Here is a 17,285-nt window from a genome sequence, read left to right on the forward strand (position 1 = left end):
GCTGACAAATGGGCCCGCTGACGCCATACTGTCGGGATATAGCAGGTTCAGCCCAACTACCGGAATAACCACGGGATATGTGAATGAAACGGGTCCGATGTACACTCCAAGCCTCACCTTTGCGCTCAGCCATCCTCACCGCCTGTTTCATCTCCCTACCCGGGTTTGCATTCGCCCAGGATTACGCGGCAGATAGCCCCCAGGTACTGGAAGGTATTCAGGACGGGGAGCGTGTTGAAATCACGCTGCCGGACCCGGAAAAACAACTGCCCCTGGACGATCTGCGCAAATTCACCGAGGTTTTCAGCCGCATCAAGGCAGCCTACGTGGAAGAAGTAGACGATCGCCAACTGCTGGAAAGCGCCATCAAAGGCATGCTATCCGATCTCGACCCGCACTCTACTTACCTGGCGCCCAAGGACTATGAAGAGCTGGAGGAAAGCACCTCTGGCGAGTTCGGCGGCCTGGGCATTGAAGTGGGCATGGAGAATGGCTTTATAAAGGTTATCGCCCCCATTGATGACACACCCGCGCAACAGGCCGGCGTTCAGGCAGGTGATCTGATTATTAAGCTTGATGAAAAGCCCGTAAAAGGCATGAGCCTGGAAGAATCCGTTCAACTTATGCGCGGCAAGCCTGGCACCATCCTTACGCTGACCATCATGCGTGAGGGCCAGAGCGGCCCCGTAGAGATTGATGTTGAGCGCGCAGTTATCAAGGTAACCAGCGTGAAGAGCCGCATGATCGAAAACGGCTACGGTTATGTGCGCGTGACTCAATTCCAGGCTGAAACCGGCGGGCAGTTTTCGAAAGCCCTTAACAAACTGAAAGAAGAGCACGACGGCGATCTGGACGGGCTGGTAATAGACCTTCGCAACAACCCAGGCGGTGTATTGCAGGCGGCAGTAGCAACCGCTGACGCTCTGCTGGATGAAGGGCTGATTGTGTACACCGAAGGCAGAATTCAGAGCTCACGCCTTCGGTTCAGCGCCAAAAACGGCGATCTGATGGCCGGGACGCCCATTGTTGTATTGATCAACGGCGGCTCGGCGTCTGCATCTGAAATTGTTGCCGGTGCCCTGCAGGATCACAAGCGAGCCGTCATCATGGGCACACAGTCCTTTGGCAAGGGCAGCGTTCAGACTGTTATCCCGCTGGATGAAACCCACGCCATCAAAATGACAACGGCGCGCTATTACACCCCCGACGGTCGCTCCATACAGGCCACTGGCATTAAGCCAGACATTGAAGTAAAACCGGCCGAACTGAAAGAACTGGATAGCCGCCCGTTCTTTACTGAAGCGGATCTGAGTGGCCACCTGATAGGCCAGGACGAAGAAACGGAAAACAAAGACAAACAATCGAAGAGCGAAGATCAGCCTGGCTCCATAGCAGACAGGGATTATCAGCTACGGTCAGCACTTAATCTGCTGAAAGGACTGAGCATTCTGAACCGTAAGGGAGCCGACGCAGCACAGTGAAGGCATTCTCTCGCTTAACTCCGGCCACCTTACTGGCCAGACTGGCTCTGGCTACCTTGGTGGGCGTTGCTGCAAGTGCAGCAGCAGAGCCAATGGCGCAGGATGTTCCGCCTACCATCGCCATCATTATTGATGACATGGGGCACAACCTGCACGAGGGCGAGCGCCTGGCCAATCTGGACCAGCCGCTTACTCTGGCTTTCCTGCCCTATCGCCGGCACACAGACCCGCTCGCGCGCCTGGCACATAGTCGCAGCAAAGAAATCATGCTGCACATACCTATGGCCAACACCCGGAACTTCAGCCTTGGGCCGGGCGGCCTAACGCCGGATATGGACGAGCCGGCGACAACCATAACCCTGCGCCGTGCTTTGCAATCCATCCCCTACGTGCAAGGGGTGAACAATCACATGGGCAGCCTGCTAACCCAGCAGTTGAAACCTATGGACTGGGTTATGAAGGAGCTGTACCGCTACCCGGTCTATTTTGTCGACAGCCGCACCATTGCATCATCCGTTGCAGGTGACGTCGCCACGGCTTACCAGATTCCCACAATGACCCGGGACGTATTTCTCGATCACGAGCAAACGGAAGAGTTTGTAGATCGGCAATTCAAGGAATTGATTCGGCAAGCGAAGGAAAACGGCAGCGCAATTGGCATTGGCCACCCGCATACCGTGACTGTGGATTATCTGGAAAAGCATCTGCCCCTGCTGGATGAGCAAGGTATCGCTATTGCCACGGTCAGCGGACTTTGGGCTATTCGCAACAATAACCAGAAAATGTTTGCAGAAGGGGAAAAGCAGACCATACGACCTGCCTTTGCCAAGAAAGACTAATCCCGGACTTCAATTCCCTGGGCCCTCATGAAGGCCTTTGCTTCGGGAATGGTGTGCTCACCGAAGTGGAATATCGAAGCTGCCAACACCGCATCTGCGCCGCCTCTGGTAACGCCGTCTGCGAGATGCTGAAGCTCGCCCACACCGCCTGACGCGATTACAGGAACGGATACCGCATCACTCACTGCACGAGTCAGGCCCAGATCAAAACCGATTTTGGTTCCATCTCTATCCATGCTGGTAAGCAAAAGCTCGCCGGCACCCATTTCTACCATTTTGCGCGCCCATTCCACAGCATCCAGCCCTGTCGGCTTGCGCCCGCCATGGGTAAAGATCTCCCAGCGCGGCGTTTCACCTTCAGCACTTACCTGCTTGGCATCAATCGCAACCACAATGCACTGGCTGCCAAACCGCTCTGCGGCTTCTTTTACCAGCTCCGGGTTGAACACAGCCGCGGTATTTATCGCCACCTTGTCTGCGCCGGCATTTAGCAGCTTACGAATATCCTCAACGGCACGAACACCACCGCCAACAGTCAGCGGAATGAAGACTTCGGCCGCCATGCGCTCAACCATTTCATAGGTGGTATCGCGGCTTTCACTGCTTGCGGTGATATCCAGAAAGGTGATCTCGTCGGCGCCCTGCTCGTTATAGCGGCGAGCCACTTCTACCGGGTCGCCGGCGTCCCGGATATCCACAAAGTTCACGCCTTTTACAACGCGCCCCTTGTCCACATCCAGGCAGGGAATAATGCGTTTTGCCAGTGTCATAATATCTGCCTTGTTCAGCCTTTCAGGGAGTCGCAGTATGCCTGGGCTTCAGCAACATCCAGCGTGCCTTCATAAATCGCCCGGCCGGTGATCGCGCCGATGATGCCTTTATGGGCAACGGGTGCCAAACGCTTGAGGTCATCCATATTGGTTACACCACCGGAAGCAATTACCGGAATGCCGCCTTCCTCAGCCAGAGCTGCGGTGGCTTCCACGTTAACGCCCTGCATCATGCCGTCACGGTTGATGTCAGTGTAAACGATGGATTCAACACCATCGTTGGCAAATCGCTTGGCCAAATCAACGGCCATCACTTCCGAGACTTCCGCCCAGCCATCTGTAGCAACGCGGCCGTCTTTGGCATCCAGGCCCACAATAATGTGACCGGGAAAACGCTTGCACATTTCCGTCACAAACTCAGGCTCTTTGACCGCCTTTGTGCCGATGATCACCCACTGCACACCGGCTTTCAGGTAGGCCTCAATGGTTTCTGCGGAGCGAATGCCACCGCCAATCTGAATAGGTAAATCCGGGTATTTGCGGGCAATGGCCTTAACAATTTCCCCGTTAACCGGCTCGCCTGCAAAAGCGCCGTTCAAATCCACAAGATGCAAACGGCGGGCACCGGCTTCCACCCAACGGGTGGCCATATCAACCGGGTCACCACCAAATACGGTGTAATCTTCCATACGGCCCTGGCGCAACCGCACGCACCGGCCGTCTTTCAGATCAATGGCGGGAATAATCAGCATGTTCCGTTCCAGTCAGTAAAGTTTTTGAGAAGTTGCAGCCCGGCCCCGGCACTTTTCTCCGGGTGGAACTGCACTGCAAAAATATTGTTGCGGGCGACTGCCGCTGCCAGATCGACGCTGTAGTGGCTGCGCCCGGCAATGTCTGCATTCCCTTCTGCCTCAGCGTAGTAACTGTGCACAAAGTAGAAGCGCTCGCCATCGGGAATGCCCTGCCACAGAGGATGCTTAACCGAATGGTAAACCCCGTTCCAACCCATGTGGGGCACTTTCAAACGTTCACCGTTTTCTACCAAGTTGTCGCCAAAATAGCGCACCTCAGAAGGAAATAGGCCGATGCAGTCAACACCGCCATTCTCTTCGCTGCGGGACATTAGCGCCTGCATGCCAACACAAATCCCGAGAAACGGGCGGTCGCGGGACACTTCGCGCACCAGTTCATCCACGCCCAGCCGGCGAATTTCCGCCATGCAATCACGTATGGCTCCGACACCAGGAAGAATCACCCGGTCGGCTTCACGAATCTGGTCTGCGTTGTCGGTTACCAGAACTCTGGTACCCGGGGCTACATGCTCTACCGCCTTGCGGGCAGAGTGAAGATTACCCATGCCGTAGTCTATGATGGCAACGGTTTTCATGGTCGGTTCTGTGTCCTTCAGTGGCTTTGGAACGGCAGCTTACAGCGAACCCTTGGTAGACGGAGTAACACCCGCCATTGCCATGCGCTCATCCATTTCAACGGCCATACGCAGAGCACGGCCGAATGCCTTGAACACAGTCTCAATCTGATGGTGGGTATTCTTTCCGCGCAGGTTATCGATATGCACGGTCACCATGGCATGGTTGATAAAACCACGGAAAAACTCTTCAAACAGATCCACATCAAAGCCACCCACAACAGCGCGGGTAAACGGCACTTCCATAATCAGGCCAGGGCGGCCAGACAGGTCAATCGCAACGCGAGAAAGGGCTTCATCCATGGGCACATAAGCATGACCATAACGGCAAATGCCTTTTTTATCCCCAACAGCCTGCTTGAACGCCTGGCCAAGAGTAATGCCAACGTCTTCCACTGTGTGGTGGTCATCTATGTGCAAATCGCCTTTGGAAACGATATCCAGATCCATCATCCCATGACGGGCAATCTGCTCCATCATGTGTTCCAGAAAGGGAACGCCAGTATCAAATCTGGATTTGCCGGTACCGTCGAGGTTAATGTCGACAGTGATCTGGGTTTCAAGGGTATTTCGTTCTACCCGAGCCTTACGTTCGGCCATGGAGACTCCGTAGCAAATTAAGTGGCACAACGCCGGTAAATATCAATTCCGGGATTATACCTTTTATGCCCTCAGGAGTCCCATAACCGGATTAATCGCAACAATAGTTTGTCAGAACAGAAAAATCAGAAGGCCTTCTTAAGATTCGCCATATAAGTGTCCACCAAGCCGTTGAACTCATGCTTGATAACAGGACTGATAGCGAGTTTCAAAAGCCCGGGCAGCGGCAGCGTAAGCTCAGCGCTGGTCTGGAATTTTGCAATGGTGGCATTATCTCCTTTGGCCTTCAGCACCCAGGACCCGCGCACCAGGCCATTACCCTCGCCTTTTACAGGCTCCCAGGTAATTTTCCCTGAGTCTTTGTCTGAAGCATACTTGCTTGCGTATACAGATTGGATTGCGTGCTTGTCGACACCCACCTTTTCCATTTCCCAGCGGTAGGTGTTATCGCCCAGGTCGGTGAGCTTATTCACTTTGGGGAAATGGGCTGCAGAGCGCGGCACATCTGCGAGCAGGTCGAATACCTCGTCATAGCTGCCCGGTATTTCAAGCTCTCGGTTCAGTTCAATCGAAACAGTAATAGCCACAGCGAACTCCTTTTTATGGTTATTCAATAATTCTCAGCGCGGAAACAATGGAGGTATTTTGGCCTAACACTACGGCATTGTCATACTCCCACCCTGTTAATTTGTTAACCCTGCGTTATCCTTTAGCTTATTCGCACCCGGATTCGACTTGAATCCTGAAAGCTATCGCACCAGTTCTCGCAACAAGAAAGGACGCCCGAAACATGAAAGCCATACGTTATGTGCTGATCGCCATCGTTGCAGTAATTGTTCTCGCCATTGCCGCGATTGCTATTGCCATGGTTGTTATCGACCCAAATGATTACAAACCGCAGATCGAAAAAGTTGTTGAGGAAAAAACCAACCTCGACCTCATTCTGGAAGGCGATATCGGTTGGTCTTTCATCCCTCTCGGGCTTGAGTTGAATGATGTTGAGGCCACCCTGGATGGCGAGCGACTCGTTGCATTGAAAAAATTGGTGGCACAGATCGACTTCTGGTCTCTGATTGCCATGTCGCCCCAGGTAGACACCTTCGTACTCGACGGGCTCGACGCCCACCTGACCATCAACGAACAGGGCGAAGGCAACTGGACCCGCATCATGCCGGAGCCGGCAGAAGGCGATGCGAAAGATAAGCAGGATGTTGCCAGCACACCTGAACAAACGCCAGCAACGGACACCGGCGACGAACAGGGCGGTGAAGCCCTTAACTTCAATGTTGATAACGTGCAGATAAGCAATGCTCAAGTGCACTACAGCGATCTGAGCACCGGCCAAAAGGTGACACTTGAGGATTTCACGGTAAACGCCAGCAGCATTACTCTGGGCTCTGAGTTTCCGCTGGAAATCGCTTTTCGCGTAGAAACAACCCAGCCGCAGTTCGCCGTGGACGGAAGTATAAAGGCACGCCTTGCAGCCAACGAGGCGCTGAACGATTTTGCAGTCTCAGGCCTGAAAGCAGAATTCAAAATGAACGGCGAGCCGTTTGGTGGCAAATCCGTAACTGCCGAGTTGTCTGGTTCAGCCAATGCAAACCTGGAAAATGAAACAGCAACGCTGAGCGACTTTACTGCCAGCCTCGCCAACCTGACCCTTAGCACAAACCTGGACGTTAAAGGGTTCGGCGCCAAGCCAGCCCTGAAAGGCAAGCTGGCCATCAACGAGTTTTCCCTTAAGGATCTGCTCGAAAACCTGGGACAACCTGCGGTTGAGACAACCGATGAAGCCGTCCTGCAGGCCATCGCGTTCTCCACCAACATCGGCGGCCCCGCAGGCAAACCTGCGTTGTCTGACCTCGTGATCAAACTGGATGACACCACCTTCAAAGGTTCGGGTAGCTACAACCTCGAAAACGGCGGCATTGTGTTCGACTTGCAAGGTGACACGCTCAACGCCGACCGCTACCTACCCCCTGCAGTTGAGGGTGCAGAGGCTAAAAGCGCTGAACCTGCGCAAACCGCCGGCGGCCCGGAAAGCGATCTCCTGCCACTGGAAACCCTGCGCGGCCTGCTACTGGATATCGACTTCGGACTGGGCGAGCTGATTGTAAGCAACCTGTCGATCAACGAGATCAAGGCCAGCACAACCGCCAGCAAAGGCCTGCTGAAAGTGGATGAATTCAGCGGCAAACTCTATGAAGGCAGTTTTGGCGCAAACGCCACCATTGATGCCCGCACCGATACGCCAAAATGGACCATAAATTCAGATGTCAGCAATGTGCAGACCCTTCCCCTGCTGGCAGATCTGGCAGAAATCACCATGCTTGCCGGTGGCGCCAACCTTAAAATAAATGCCACTACCTCGGGCAACCGTATCTCGGTTCTGAGAGACAAAGCTGATGGCCAGATCAGCTTCAATCTTGCGGAAGGCGAGTTCCGCAAAATGAACCTGACTCACCTGGCTTGCCAAGGCATTGCTTTGGTTAACCAGGACGAGCTAACAGCAGATGACTGGGGCGACACTACGCCATTCAACGATATGCACGGCACCCTGGACATCAACGGCAACACCTTTGACAACACCGACCTGGTTGCATCACTTGCAGGCATGAAACTGGAAGGCCAAGGCACCGTCGACCTGAAGCAAACGCTGGTTGATTATGAGCTAGGCCTGCGGATTGTAGGCGACATCCACCGCGACAACGCCTGCCGTGTAACCGAGTACGTGGAAGACGTGGTTATACCGGTGGAATGCCGGGGCGATTTCTCAGCCGGCGCCGCCAGCCTGTGCTCCTTTGATGGCTCACGCTTCCGCGACACGCTGAAAACCATTGCCTCAAATGCCGCGAAGAAGAAAGCCAACGAAGAAATAGATAGAGCGAAAGATAAAGCTGAGGAAAAGGCACGTGAAAAGCTGGAAGAAAAGCTCGGCGAAGGTGCAGGCGACAAGGTAAAGGATGCCCTCAAAGGTTTGTTCAAGTGACGGCAGACAGCTTCGCTGACAAACTTCTGAAATGGTATGACCAACACGGCAGGCATAACCTGCCGTGGCATCACCACCGCACCGCCTACCGGGTTTGGGTGTCTGAAATCATGCTTCAGCAAACTCAGGTAGCGACTGTTATCCCCTACTATCAGGCCTTCATGGCGCGCTTCCCGGATGTTCAATCCTTGGCGGAGGCGCCAACGGATGATGTGCTCAGCCACTGGTCCGGGCTTGGCTACTACGCCCGCGCCCGCAACCTGCAAAAAGCAGCTCGTGCAGTTATAGAAGATTTTGGTGGCACCTTCCCAAGTACACAGGAAGAACTGGAGAGCCTCACCGGCATTGGCCGCTCCACCGCCGCAGCCATTATTGCCCAAGCTCACAACAAACGCGCAGCCATCCTCGATGGCAATGTGAAGCGAGTACTGGCGCGCTATCACGCCGTTCCCGGCTGGCCCGGCCAGACCTCTGTACAAAAGCAGTTATGGGTACACGCAGAAGCACACACACCCGATGAACGTGTTCGGGACTATACCCAGGGCATCATGGACCTCGGCGCCATGGTATGTACGCGCACCCGCCCAGCCTGCGAGGACTGCCCTCTGCAACAAGGTTGCACGGCATACGCCAGAGGTGAAGCCACGCTCTATCCCGGCTCAAAACCGAAAAAAACAAAGCCGGAAAAGACCACATGGATGGTGATACTTGAAGATCAGGAAGGTCGCATTCTGCTGGAACGTCGACCACCCAGCGGCATTTGGGGTGGGCTTTGGAGCCTGCCAGAGTTGGACCCGGCTTATGGTGCAGATGAGCTGCAGGAAGCCTGCGAGAGGAGCCTTGGGGTTAATTGCACAGAGCCGGAGCTGATCGATGGTTTTCGTCACACTTTTTCCCACTACCACCTGCACATTCAGCCCGCCCGGCTAAATGTAACCAGGCAAAACTCAGTGAAGGACGATGCCCAGCAGAAATGGCTCCACCGGCACGAAGCCCTAACCCTGGGCTTGCCCGCGCCCATCCGCACGTTGCTCACAACCCCGGAACAGACCAACCTGCTGTGATAACAGCGCGCACCCGCTCAGCCGGCACTATCTGATATCATCCATTTACTTATCTTTAACAACAGGAGCGATCATGAGCCGTACCGTTTTCTGCCGTAAACACCAGAAAGATCTCGAAGGCCTGAGCTTCCCCCCCATGCCAGGCGCAAGGGGTCAGGACATCTACGACAACATCTCCAAACAGGCTTGGGAAGAATGGCAGCACGAGCAAACCATGCTCATCAACGAAAAGCACCTGAGCCTGATAGACCCGAACACCCGCAAGTACCTGCAAGCTCAGATGGAGCATTTCTTTAACAACGAACCTTTCGACAAAGCCGAAGGCTATGTACCACCGGAGAAATAACCCCGGTTTGGTCAAAGCCTGACCAACCCTGAAAAGAATCAGATATTTTTCCGGACCGGCCTTGACTCACTACACCGAAACCGGTTTAATAGCGCCCCGTTGCATAGCAGTAAAGCAACTTGCCCGGATAGCTCAGTCGGTAGAGCAGAGGATTGAAAATCCTCGTGTCGGTGGTTCGATTCCGCCTCCGGGCACCATTAAGAATTCAGATGAAACCCGCCTTGTGCGGGTTTTGTTGTTTCTGGGCACACATCATTCGCAGTACCGTTTTCAAGCCGCAGAGCACACGCGGTTTCGCCCTCCGGCCTTGGCTTCGTAAAGCGCCTTATCAGCCCTTCTGGCGGCATCTTCAACCGACTCCGTGGCACTACTCACCTGTGCAACACCCAGACTCACAGTTACCCGAATTCTCACATTATCACCGGCCTGAACCACGTGTTTCTCAACGCCTTGGCGAATACGCTCAGCACAACCTTCGGCCTCTGCGTGGCCCGCGCCGGGTAAAAGAATCATAAATTCCTCGCCGCCGAAGCGGGCAACCAGATCCCTGTCTCGACTGAACTTCTGGAAAATATCTGCCACATCTTTCAAAACCAGATCTCCGACATGGTGTCCGTAGGTATCGTTTACCAACTTAAAGTGATCGATGTCCATGGTGATAACAGACACTTGCTCCCCCGTAGCTCTGGCCTGTTCAACCAGGTACCCACCTTCTGCCATGAAATATCGACGATTATAAAGCTGGGTAAGCGGATCAGTAGCTGCCTGCCGTTTGAGCTCATCCTGCTGGGACCGGATATCTTCCAGCACTTTGATTCGGTACGAAATGATAAATGCCAGAGTGATCGCTTCCAGCACGATACCAACCCCGACACCGTGGCTGTTGAGGTAATTTGGCTCGATCAAGCCTTTGTAAAACAGCACCGCAAGCCCGTTGAACACGACAAAGAAACTGTGCCCCACGAGAAAGAATTTTGCCAAGGGGTGGCCTTTGCGCAATATCGAGAGGCTTACCGAAAAAGTGACCACCATCATCAGCGCAGCCAGGCTGCTTGCAGGTATTAAAGCCCCTTCAATATCGAAGAAACCATAACCGAAGCCTGCGACCAGCAAGGCCAGCAATACTTTCAGTATTCTATGTTCGGTAACGTAAAATTCACGGGTCTCGAAAATCACCATCATGAAGAGAACAAGAAAAATCGGCATAGTAAATACCGACAGATTCAATATGAACACGGCATCTCCGTACATATTGAACGCTTTGGCAATCAGTCCGTAGGAAAGGGCTATCCAGACAACACCCGAAATGAGGTAGAGGGAGTAAAGCAGGTTTTCTTTCTTGCTGGTGGCGAAGTAGAGCAGGCCGTTATAGAACACCAACGCCATCATCATTCCCACCAGTAGTGCAATGTCCAGATGCCCACCTACCAAGGCCTTTCGCGAGTGCTTGTCGTCGTATATTTCCGCCGCAAACCACTGATGTGAGTACAACTGGCTTCGAACAAATAAAACTGTAGTTTCTCCTGCAGGCACGGAGAATGGATAGATTATTGTCCCTCGATGCATCAATGGGTTGTCACTGGCATCGTTAAGATCAACCGCCGCCTGCCCAACCACGCCTTGGGAGCGCTCTTCGTAAATTTCGATTGCGCGCACCTGGTACGCCATGGGCATGTGCAGATAAAGCGCCTTTTCCTCAGCTCCTGAGTTGTGCAGCGCAATCCGATGCCAGGTTACCGATGCGCCAGTGCCAAGAGTGGCGGTGTTGTTTGCGGCTTCAAAAGTCTCCTTACGAACTGTCTCGTAACTCAGCGATTGCGAGTTATCGACAAGGTACCCGACGGGAAAGTCCGTCAGGCGGATCTCGTCACCGCTAACATCCAGGGCTGGCACAGCGTGCGCTGCAATACTCACGACCCACAGCAAAAACATGGACACAATCATTCTGCCGGGCACCAATACAGTGGCAGCTGGAAACATTATCGGGAGCGACATGGAGAGAGCCCTTGTGCTTGCAAAACAAGTAACCCTGCCCTGCGCTTTTTAACTTCTTATACTGTATTTCTTTAGGCTTGACAAAGATGCTTAGGAATTCAGTCTTCCCATGATTTCACTCTACTCAAGTCGCGCTAATGCGACTTGCGCTCTCTGAGCCGAATAGCTACATTAATCGGCTCACATAATGATCCCGAAAGGCAACCGATTCGGCTCATGTATATCTGGCAACATGCAAACTGGCCTCACTTTCTCTGGGATGAATCAGCACTGCGCTCCCAGCTGGATAGCGTGCGCCTTTTACAAGGGCGCTTGCTGGGCCGAACTGAACTGGCCCCGGAGCAGGCCGATCTTGAAGTGGAAATGGACGCCCTGATCCAGAATGCCATCCGCACCAGTGAAATCGAAGGCGAACACTTGGATGTCAGTTCGGTGCGTTCGTCTGTGGCTCGCCAGCTGGGAATTGAGCAAGCCGGCATGGTAGAGCGCGGCACTCCTGAATCAGACTCACTGGTTACCTTGCTTCTGGAAGCCACACATGAGCCAGACAGTCCCCTCTCAACCCAGCAACTGTGCCACTGGCAAGCGTTACTCTTTCCCGACGCAGCTGGCGCGTTTACCGAAGTCCGTGTGGGCGACTGGCGTGGCGATCAACCTATGCAAGTGGTGTCCGGTCGCATTGATCGGCCCAAAGTACGTTTTGAAGCGCCGCCGCGCGTGGGGTTGGAAACTCAGGTTAACGACTTCCTGGCATGGTTCAATGCACCACCTGCGGATCTCGACCCTTTGATACGTGCGGGCATTGCTCACCTTTGGCTGATCACCTTGCACCCGTTTGATGATGGCAACGGTCGCACTACCCGTGCGGTTACTGACCGGGCTCTGGCACAGGCCGAACGGCATTCTGTACGCTTCTATTCCCTCAGCGCCGCAATCATGGCCCGGCGCAACGCTTACTATGAGCAACTGGAGCAGGCTCAGAGTGGCGAACTCGACATAACTCAGTGGCTGGCCTGGTTTCTGGACACTTTGGAAGAGGCGTTGCAGCAGGCACTGCTAAGGGTAGAGAGAGTTTTGGCAAAGACCCTGTTCTGGCAACGCCATGCAACCAAGGTACTCAACCAACGCCAGATCAAAGTGCTGAATCGCTTATTGGATATGGCAGGTGAAGAGTTTGAGCACGGCATCAATGCGCGCAAATACCAATCGCTCACCAAAGTCAGTAAAGCCACAGCCACCCGAGATCTGGCTGAACTTCTGGAACTTGGCTGCCTCGATAAGTTGCCCGGAGGCGGGCGAAGCACACGCTACGGCGTAAGATCTGAAAACAACAAGGGAGACGTCTGACAGAATACAGGCCGACTCTATACTGGCCAGCTCACTTCACATGAGCTGGCCTGCTGAAAACTCAATATCACCCGTTAACAACAGTAACCGGCCCCGAAGCATGGCGAACCACTTTCTCGCTGATGCTACCAAGCGTAAGGCTGCGCACCAACGAATGGCCGCGACGCCCCAGCACAAGATGCACACCCGGATTATCCTCCAGGTAGTCGAGTATTACCTTGGCCGGGTCGCCTCTCAGAAGAACCTCTTCAGCTGACTCAACTGTGCTGCCCACCGCTTTCCTGGCGGCATCAAGCACTTCGCGTCCGTAGCTATTCACTTCTTCATCAATGCTTTCAGGCATGGCGCCGCCAATTACCAGCTTTTCAACCCGTGAACTCGGGAACACAGACAAGAGTTTGAGGGGTTGGCCCATCGCCTTTGCCAACTCCGCCGCCATCCTCGCCGCTTCTAACGAGTGCTCTGAACCATCGCAGGCCACCACTATGCCGGAAGTAACTTTTGCCATGACACACCTCCATTTCTGTTAGGTACGCCAATACCATAGCACAGGCAGACGGTGGAACTTGTCGTAGAAAACGGCTCCTCTGCCGCGTCTAAAAACAACAGGGTGTCGCGTTCCAACAAGCTTTTGCTTCAATGCCAAGGTACCTTCAATCTATAAATAAAATAATGAGGGTGACCATGGCTGATCACTATGTAGCTTTTTCCATTCCGTTCTTTTTGCTGTTTATAGGTCTGGAATCACTGTTTTTCTGGCGTAAAAACCGGACTTCGCTGCGTGTGAACGATAGCCTCACCAACATGAGCTGCGGAATTATCACGCTGATATTCGAGCTGTTCACGAAAGGTGGTTTGTTCGTGATCTTTGCCTACCTCTCAAACAGGTTCGGCCTGTTTGAATGGAGTATGGGTTCTGCATATACCTGGATTCTGTTTTTCTTCGTTTACGACTTCTTTTACTACTGGGGCCATCGCCTGTCCCATACCATCAACTTTATGTGGAATGGTCACCTGCCCCACCATCAAAGTGAGGAATACAATTTTACCGTAGCCCTCCGCCAAGGCGCCCTGCAGGACACATTGGTATTCCCGATCTTTCTTCCAATGGCATTTATGGGTTGCCCAATCGAAGTCTTCGCGACGGTATTGCTACTGAACAAGTTCTTCCAGTTCTGGATACACACCAAAGCTATTGGCCGGGTGCCGCTAATTGAAGGCGTTTTTAACACACCCTCCGCCCATCGCGTGCACCATGCGGTGAACCCCCGCTATGTCGACAAAAACTATGGCGGGGTGGTTATGTTTTGGGACAAGCTTTTTGATACCTGGGCAGAAGAGCGGGACGAAGATCCCTGCATTTACGGCGTGCGCAAACCCTATCGAAGCTGGGACCCGCTATACGCTCATGTGGATTGGTGGGCAAGGCTATGGAAAGACGCAGTGAATACCGAAAAGTGGACCGACAAGATCAAGCTGTGGTTCATGCCCACGGGCTGGCGCCCTGCAGATGTCACCGAGAGCGATCCGTGGAAGCCCTATGACATTGGGAACTATAAAAAGTACGACCCGGACGTGAGCCTCTGGCAAAAAATCACAGCGATTGCCCTGTTTTTAGCCACTCTCCCCTTGATCAGCCACCTTCTGTTTGAGCAGTTCAGCTTGCCTTTGTGGAAAAAGGCCGTGCTTTCGGTGGTGATAGTTGCCTGTCTTTACGGCTGTGCCTATCTACTCAACGGCACCAAGCGCAAGTCCCTGGAGGTAGTGGCGACAAACAGCACAAACGAAGGATTTTCGTAAAACAGCCCATCAGGCAGCTTTGCGAAAATCCTCCATCCGTACATTTTTGTCGCGGCTGCGGCGATATTTGCTTTTGTCTTCGACCACGCGCATTTGATACTTGGGGGTTTTGAGTTCCCGCTGCACAGCACTGTGCTTTGTGGGGCTTACCTTCTTTTTCGCCATCGTAATGTCTCCATTGGCATTGTGTTTTAACCGTTGCATCTTAGCAGTTACCGAGACGGCTAAGAATATAGGGAAAGACACGCACCTCATGGCCTGCTTGTCTTCTACTGTGTTTAACGCGCCAGTGCCTCTTCGTTCGTTTACAAAACTCAACAGAAGAACGCATGGTCAGCCATTACCCTTAGCGCCCTACTCAAATACCCCCCTTTTAATAGAGGCTCTATAAACGCATATGAACAACACCGATCTGGTTTTCCAAAGCTACGGAAGGTGCTGCAACCGTGATGAGTTTTTCATCGATTTCTACGACCATTTCATGTCTAGCTCGGATGCCATCAGGAACCGCTTTGTGAATACAGATATGCCCGCACAACGGCATCTTCTTCGCCACGGCGTTTTGCAACTGATCCTTACCGCACGTGGTATGCCAGACCGCAAGCTCAAAGCACTTGGCGAAAGCCATAACCGCTCGAACCTGAACATCAATCCTGAGTGGTACTCGTTTTGGCTGGACTCGCTGCTGAAAACCGTTCGCCTGCATGATCCTGAGTACACCAAAGAACTTGGCGATGCATGGGAAGAGGTGCTGACCCCGGGAATCGATCTGATTCGCGGAGCCTACTGAGCGCCCCACTGATACTTCTTGATTCGGCCCATTGATTTCCACACACTTGAATGCCAGCCCTCAAGCGATAAACTGTTTTTATGCTCTTCAAACTATTGCCTGGTTTGCTCTGGTTGCAAGGATACTCGGCCCACACATTAAGGCGGGACGTGGTATCGGGCTTGGCTATTGGCGTTATGCTAATCCCGCAAAGCATGGGCTATGCAGTGCTGGCCGGCTTGCCACCAGAGTTTGGGCTGTATGCGTCGATCTTTCCGCCGCTTTTGTACGCCCTGCTGGGAACCTCCAACAAGATTTCCATTGGGCCGGTGGCACTGGATGCCATTCTTATTCTCTCCGGCCTCAGCGTGCTCGCAGAGCCTGGCTCAGACCAATACCTCCAGCTTGCCATTGAGTTAACCCTGCTGGTTGGCTTGATTCAGTTTCTGTTTGGGGTGCTTCGCTTCGGCTTTATCGTCAACTTTCTCTCATACCCGGTTGTCGTTGGCTACACCTCGGCCGCTGCCATTATCATCATAGGCAGCCAGCTCCAAAGCCTGACAGGGGTGCATGTTGATAGCGCCAACGTGCTCGACCTTTGCTACCAACTACTCTTGAACATAACCAACTGGCATGGCCTTACCGTAGCTATTTCTGTGGCAAGCCTGCTGTTTATATATCTGTGTAAACATCGTGCACCAAAGGTGCCTAGCGCGCTGATTCTGCTGGTTGGCACCATGCTGCTCTCGGGGCTTTTCCATGCCGGGCAGGCGGGTGTAGAAGTTATCAATTCTGTACCCCAGGGTTTCCCTTCGTTGCAGTTCCCGGATTTTGATCTTGCAAAGCTTGGTGAGCTGCTGCCGGTGGCATTTACCGTAGCCCTGATGGGCTTTGTAGGCACCATGTCGATTTGCAAATCCCAGGAATCGCCTAAAGACAAACGCAGCGCCCAACCCAATCAGGAATTGATTGCACTCGGTTTGGCCAACGCTCTGGGTGCCATGTTTCGCAGTTTTCCGGTTTCAGCCAGTTTTTCTCGTAGTGCGGCGATGCGGGAAGCGGGCGCACTAACTCAGGTGTCCGGGCTCATTTCTTCTGTCTTGATTGCGATCACGGTGATTTTCCTTACGCCTCTGTTCACCGACTACCCCCTACCGAAAGCTGCTCTGGCAGCAATTATCGTTATGTCGGTGTTGGGGCTATTCAAATATAAGGAAATGAAGGCGCTGTTCCGGCAAGACAGAAAAGAATTTCTGATTCTGCTGGTCACCTTTGTTATCACCATCTTGTTGGGCGTACAGCAGGGTTTGCTGGTGGGCGTAGCGGTATCGTTAATGCTGGTGATTTATAACAGCACAACACCGCACATGGCCGAACTCGGCAAACTTGATGGCGAAGATCTCTATCGCAACATAACTCGATTCGAGAGCACCAGCGTTCGCAAAGACCTGCTTATTTTCCGCTTCGATGCACCCCTGTATTTCGCCAACAAAGACTATTTCAAAAGCCGGCTATACAGCCTTATCAAGAAGCGCCCGGAGGGTGCTTTGAAGGGCGTGATTCTCGATGCTCAATCGGTTAGCAGCATCGATACCACGTCGTTAATCATGCTGGAAAGCGTGATTGAAAACCTGCGGGAACAGGGCATTGAGTTCTATCTGGTTAGCCTGATTGGCCCTGTGCGCGACACCCTCACACAATCATCTGCACTGGGGCCGTATGTGCTAAATGAGCACATGTTCCCTCAAATTACAGATGCAGTATTGTACATTGATCAGGGTATTAGCTCCCGCGCTTCGATTGCCAAGCAGAGCAATGCTGCAAAGGCTCGGCGCGCCAAAAGCTAGTTCTGGCAGCCA

At 53.2% G+C, this 17,285-nt stretch carries 17 protein-coding genes and 1 tRNA gene; 10 read left to right on the forward strand and 8 right to left on the reverse strand.

The window, feature by feature from the left end; translation table 11 throughout:
- Positions 1–83 precede the first annotated feature (83 nt).
- Complete coding sequence (locus Q0824_RS07995) at positions 84–1,481, forward strand: S41 family peptidase (RefSeq protein WP_298449130.1); 1,398 nt, start codon at positions 84–86, stop codon at positions 1,479–1,481.
- A gap of 92 nt (positions 1,482–1,573) precedes the next feature.
- Positions 1,574–2,320 carry a divergent polysaccharide deacetylase family protein gene (locus Q0824_RS08000; RefSeq protein WP_298449575.1) on the forward strand — a complete coding sequence of 249 codons (747 nt, stop codon included), beginning with the start codon at positions 1,574–1,576 and terminating at the stop codon, positions 2,318–2,320.
- Here Q0824_RS08000 and hisF read toward each other — a convergent pair.
- From hisF to Q0824_RS08025, 5 genes are all read right to left on the reverse strand, one after another.
- Complete coding sequence (gene hisF / locus Q0824_RS08005) at positions 2,317–3,090, reverse strand: imidazole glycerol phosphate synthase subunit HisF (protein WP_298449132.1); 774 nt, start codon at positions 3,088–3,090, stop codon at positions 2,317–2,319. The two genes, Q0824_RS08000 and hisF, sit on opposite strands and share 4 nt — an antisense overlap.
- 14 nt (positions 3,091–3,104) lie before the next feature.
- Entirely contained in the window at positions 3,105–3,842 is a 738-nt protein-coding gene (gene hisA, locus Q0824_RS08010; protein ID WP_298449134.1) for a 1-(5-phosphoribosyl)-5-[(5-phosphoribosylamino)methylideneamino]imidazole-4-carboxamide isomerase, read from the reverse strand.
- Complete coding sequence (gene hisH, locus Q0824_RS08015; RefSeq protein ID WP_298449136.1) at positions 3,836–4,477, reverse strand: imidazole glycerol phosphate synthase subunit HisH; 642 nt, start codon at positions 4,475–4,477, stop codon at positions 3,836–3,838. Before hisH ends, hisA begins: the two co-directional genes overlap by 7 nt.
- A 39-nt stretch (positions 4,478–4,516) precedes the next feature.
- Positions 4,517–5,116 carry an imidazoleglycerol-phosphate dehydratase HisB gene (gene hisB, locus Q0824_RS08020; protein ID WP_200202910.1) on the reverse strand — a complete coding sequence of 200 codons (600 nt, stop codon included), beginning with the start codon at positions 5,114–5,116 and terminating at the stop codon, positions 4,517–4,519.
- A 125-nt stretch (positions 5,117–5,241) separates the two neighbouring features.
- Positions 5,242–5,703: an SRPBCC family protein gene (locus Q0824_RS08025; RefSeq protein ID WP_298449139.1), complete on the reverse strand. Its 462-nt coding sequence runs from the start codon at positions 5,701–5,703 to the stop codon at positions 5,242–5,244.
- 203 nt (positions 5,704–5,906) lie between these two features.
- Between Q0824_RS08025 and Q0824_RS08030 the strand changes: the two genes are divergently transcribed.
- The 4 genes from Q0824_RS08030 to Q0824_RS08045 all read left to right on the forward strand — a co-directional run bounded on the left by Q0824_RS08030 (position 5,907) and on the right by Q0824_RS08045 (position 9,712).
- A complete protein-coding gene (locus tag Q0824_RS08030) occupies positions 5,907–8,105 on the forward strand; it encodes an AsmA family protein (RefSeq protein ID WP_298449141.1) in 2,199 nt (732 codons plus the stop codon).
- On the forward strand, positions 8,102–9,169 hold the full coding sequence (gene mutY, locus Q0824_RS08035; RefSeq protein WP_298449143.1) for an A/G-specific adenine glycosylase: 1,068 nt from the start codon (positions 8,102–8,104) through the stop codon (positions 9,167–9,169). Before Q0824_RS08030 ends, mutY begins: the two co-directional genes overlap by 4 nt.
- A gap of 73 nt (positions 9,170–9,242) precedes the next feature.
- Positions 9,243–9,515, forward strand: a complete 273-nt coding sequence (locus Q0824_RS08040) for an oxidative damage protection protein (RefSeq protein WP_298449145.1) — start codon at positions 9,243–9,245, stop codon at positions 9,513–9,515.
- 121 nt (positions 9,516–9,636) lie between these two features.
- Positions 9,637–9,712 (forward strand) — tRNA-Phe (locus tag Q0824_RS08045).
- A 73-nt stretch (positions 9,713–9,785) separates the two neighbouring features.
- Here the strand turns inward: Q0824_RS08045 and Q0824_RS08050 are convergent.
- Entirely contained in the window at positions 9,786–11,510 is a 1,725-nt protein-coding gene (locus tag Q0824_RS08050) for a diguanylate cyclase (protein WP_298449146.1), read from the reverse strand.
- A 216-nt stretch (positions 11,511–11,726) separates the two neighbouring features.
- On the opposite strand from Q0824_RS08050, the gene Q0824_RS08055 reads away from it, so the two are divergent.
- Positions 11,727–12,857 (forward strand): Fic family protein, encoded by a 1,131-nt coding sequence (locus Q0824_RS08055; protein WP_298449148.1) that lies wholly within the window; start codon positions 11,727–11,729, stop codon positions 12,855–12,857.
- A gap of 67 nt (positions 12,858–12,924) precedes the next feature.
- Here Q0824_RS08055 and Q0824_RS08060 read toward each other — a convergent pair whose 3' ends face one another.
- Positions 12,925–13,365, reverse strand: a complete 441-nt coding sequence (locus Q0824_RS08060) for a universal stress protein (RefSeq protein WP_298449150.1) — start codon at positions 13,363–13,365, stop codon at positions 12,925–12,927.
- Positions 13,366–13,541: 176 nt separating this feature from the next.
- Here Q0824_RS08060 and Q0824_RS08065 point away from each other — a divergent pair, with 176 nt between their 5' ends.
- Positions 13,542–14,657: a sterol desaturase family protein gene (locus Q0824_RS08065; RefSeq protein WP_298449152.1), complete on the forward strand. Its 1,116-nt coding sequence runs from the start codon at positions 13,542–13,544 to the stop codon at positions 14,655–14,657.
- Between the two features lie 9 nt (positions 14,658–14,666).
- Here the strand turns inward: Q0824_RS08065 and Q0824_RS08070 are convergent, their stop codons facing one another.
- Positions 14,667–14,822: a hypothetical protein gene (locus tag Q0824_RS08070; protein WP_298449154.1), complete on the reverse strand. Its 156-nt coding sequence runs from the start codon at positions 14,820–14,822 to the stop codon at positions 14,667–14,669.
- Positions 14,823–15,054: 232 nt separating this feature from the next.
- Here Q0824_RS08070 and Q0824_RS08075 point away from each other — a divergent pair, with 232 nt between their 5' ends.
- Both Q0824_RS08075 and sulP read left to right on the forward strand, forming a co-directional pair.
- Positions 15,055–15,447, forward strand: coding sequence for a globin (locus Q0824_RS08075; RefSeq protein ID WP_298449156.1), 393 nt, complete (start codon positions 15,055–15,057; stop codon positions 15,445–15,447).
- 80 nt (positions 15,448–15,527) lie between these two features.
- Positions 15,528–17,273, forward strand: coding sequence for a sulfate permease (gene sulP / locus Q0824_RS08080; RefSeq protein WP_298449158.1), 1,746 nt, complete (start codon positions 15,528–15,530; stop codon positions 17,271–17,273).
- Positions 17,274–17,285: the final 12 nt, after the last annotated feature.

Source organism: uncultured Marinobacter sp. (genome assembly GCF_947488835.1).
Lineage (GTDB): Bacteria > Pseudomonadota > Gammaproteobacteria > Pseudomonadales > Oleiphilaceae > Marinobacter.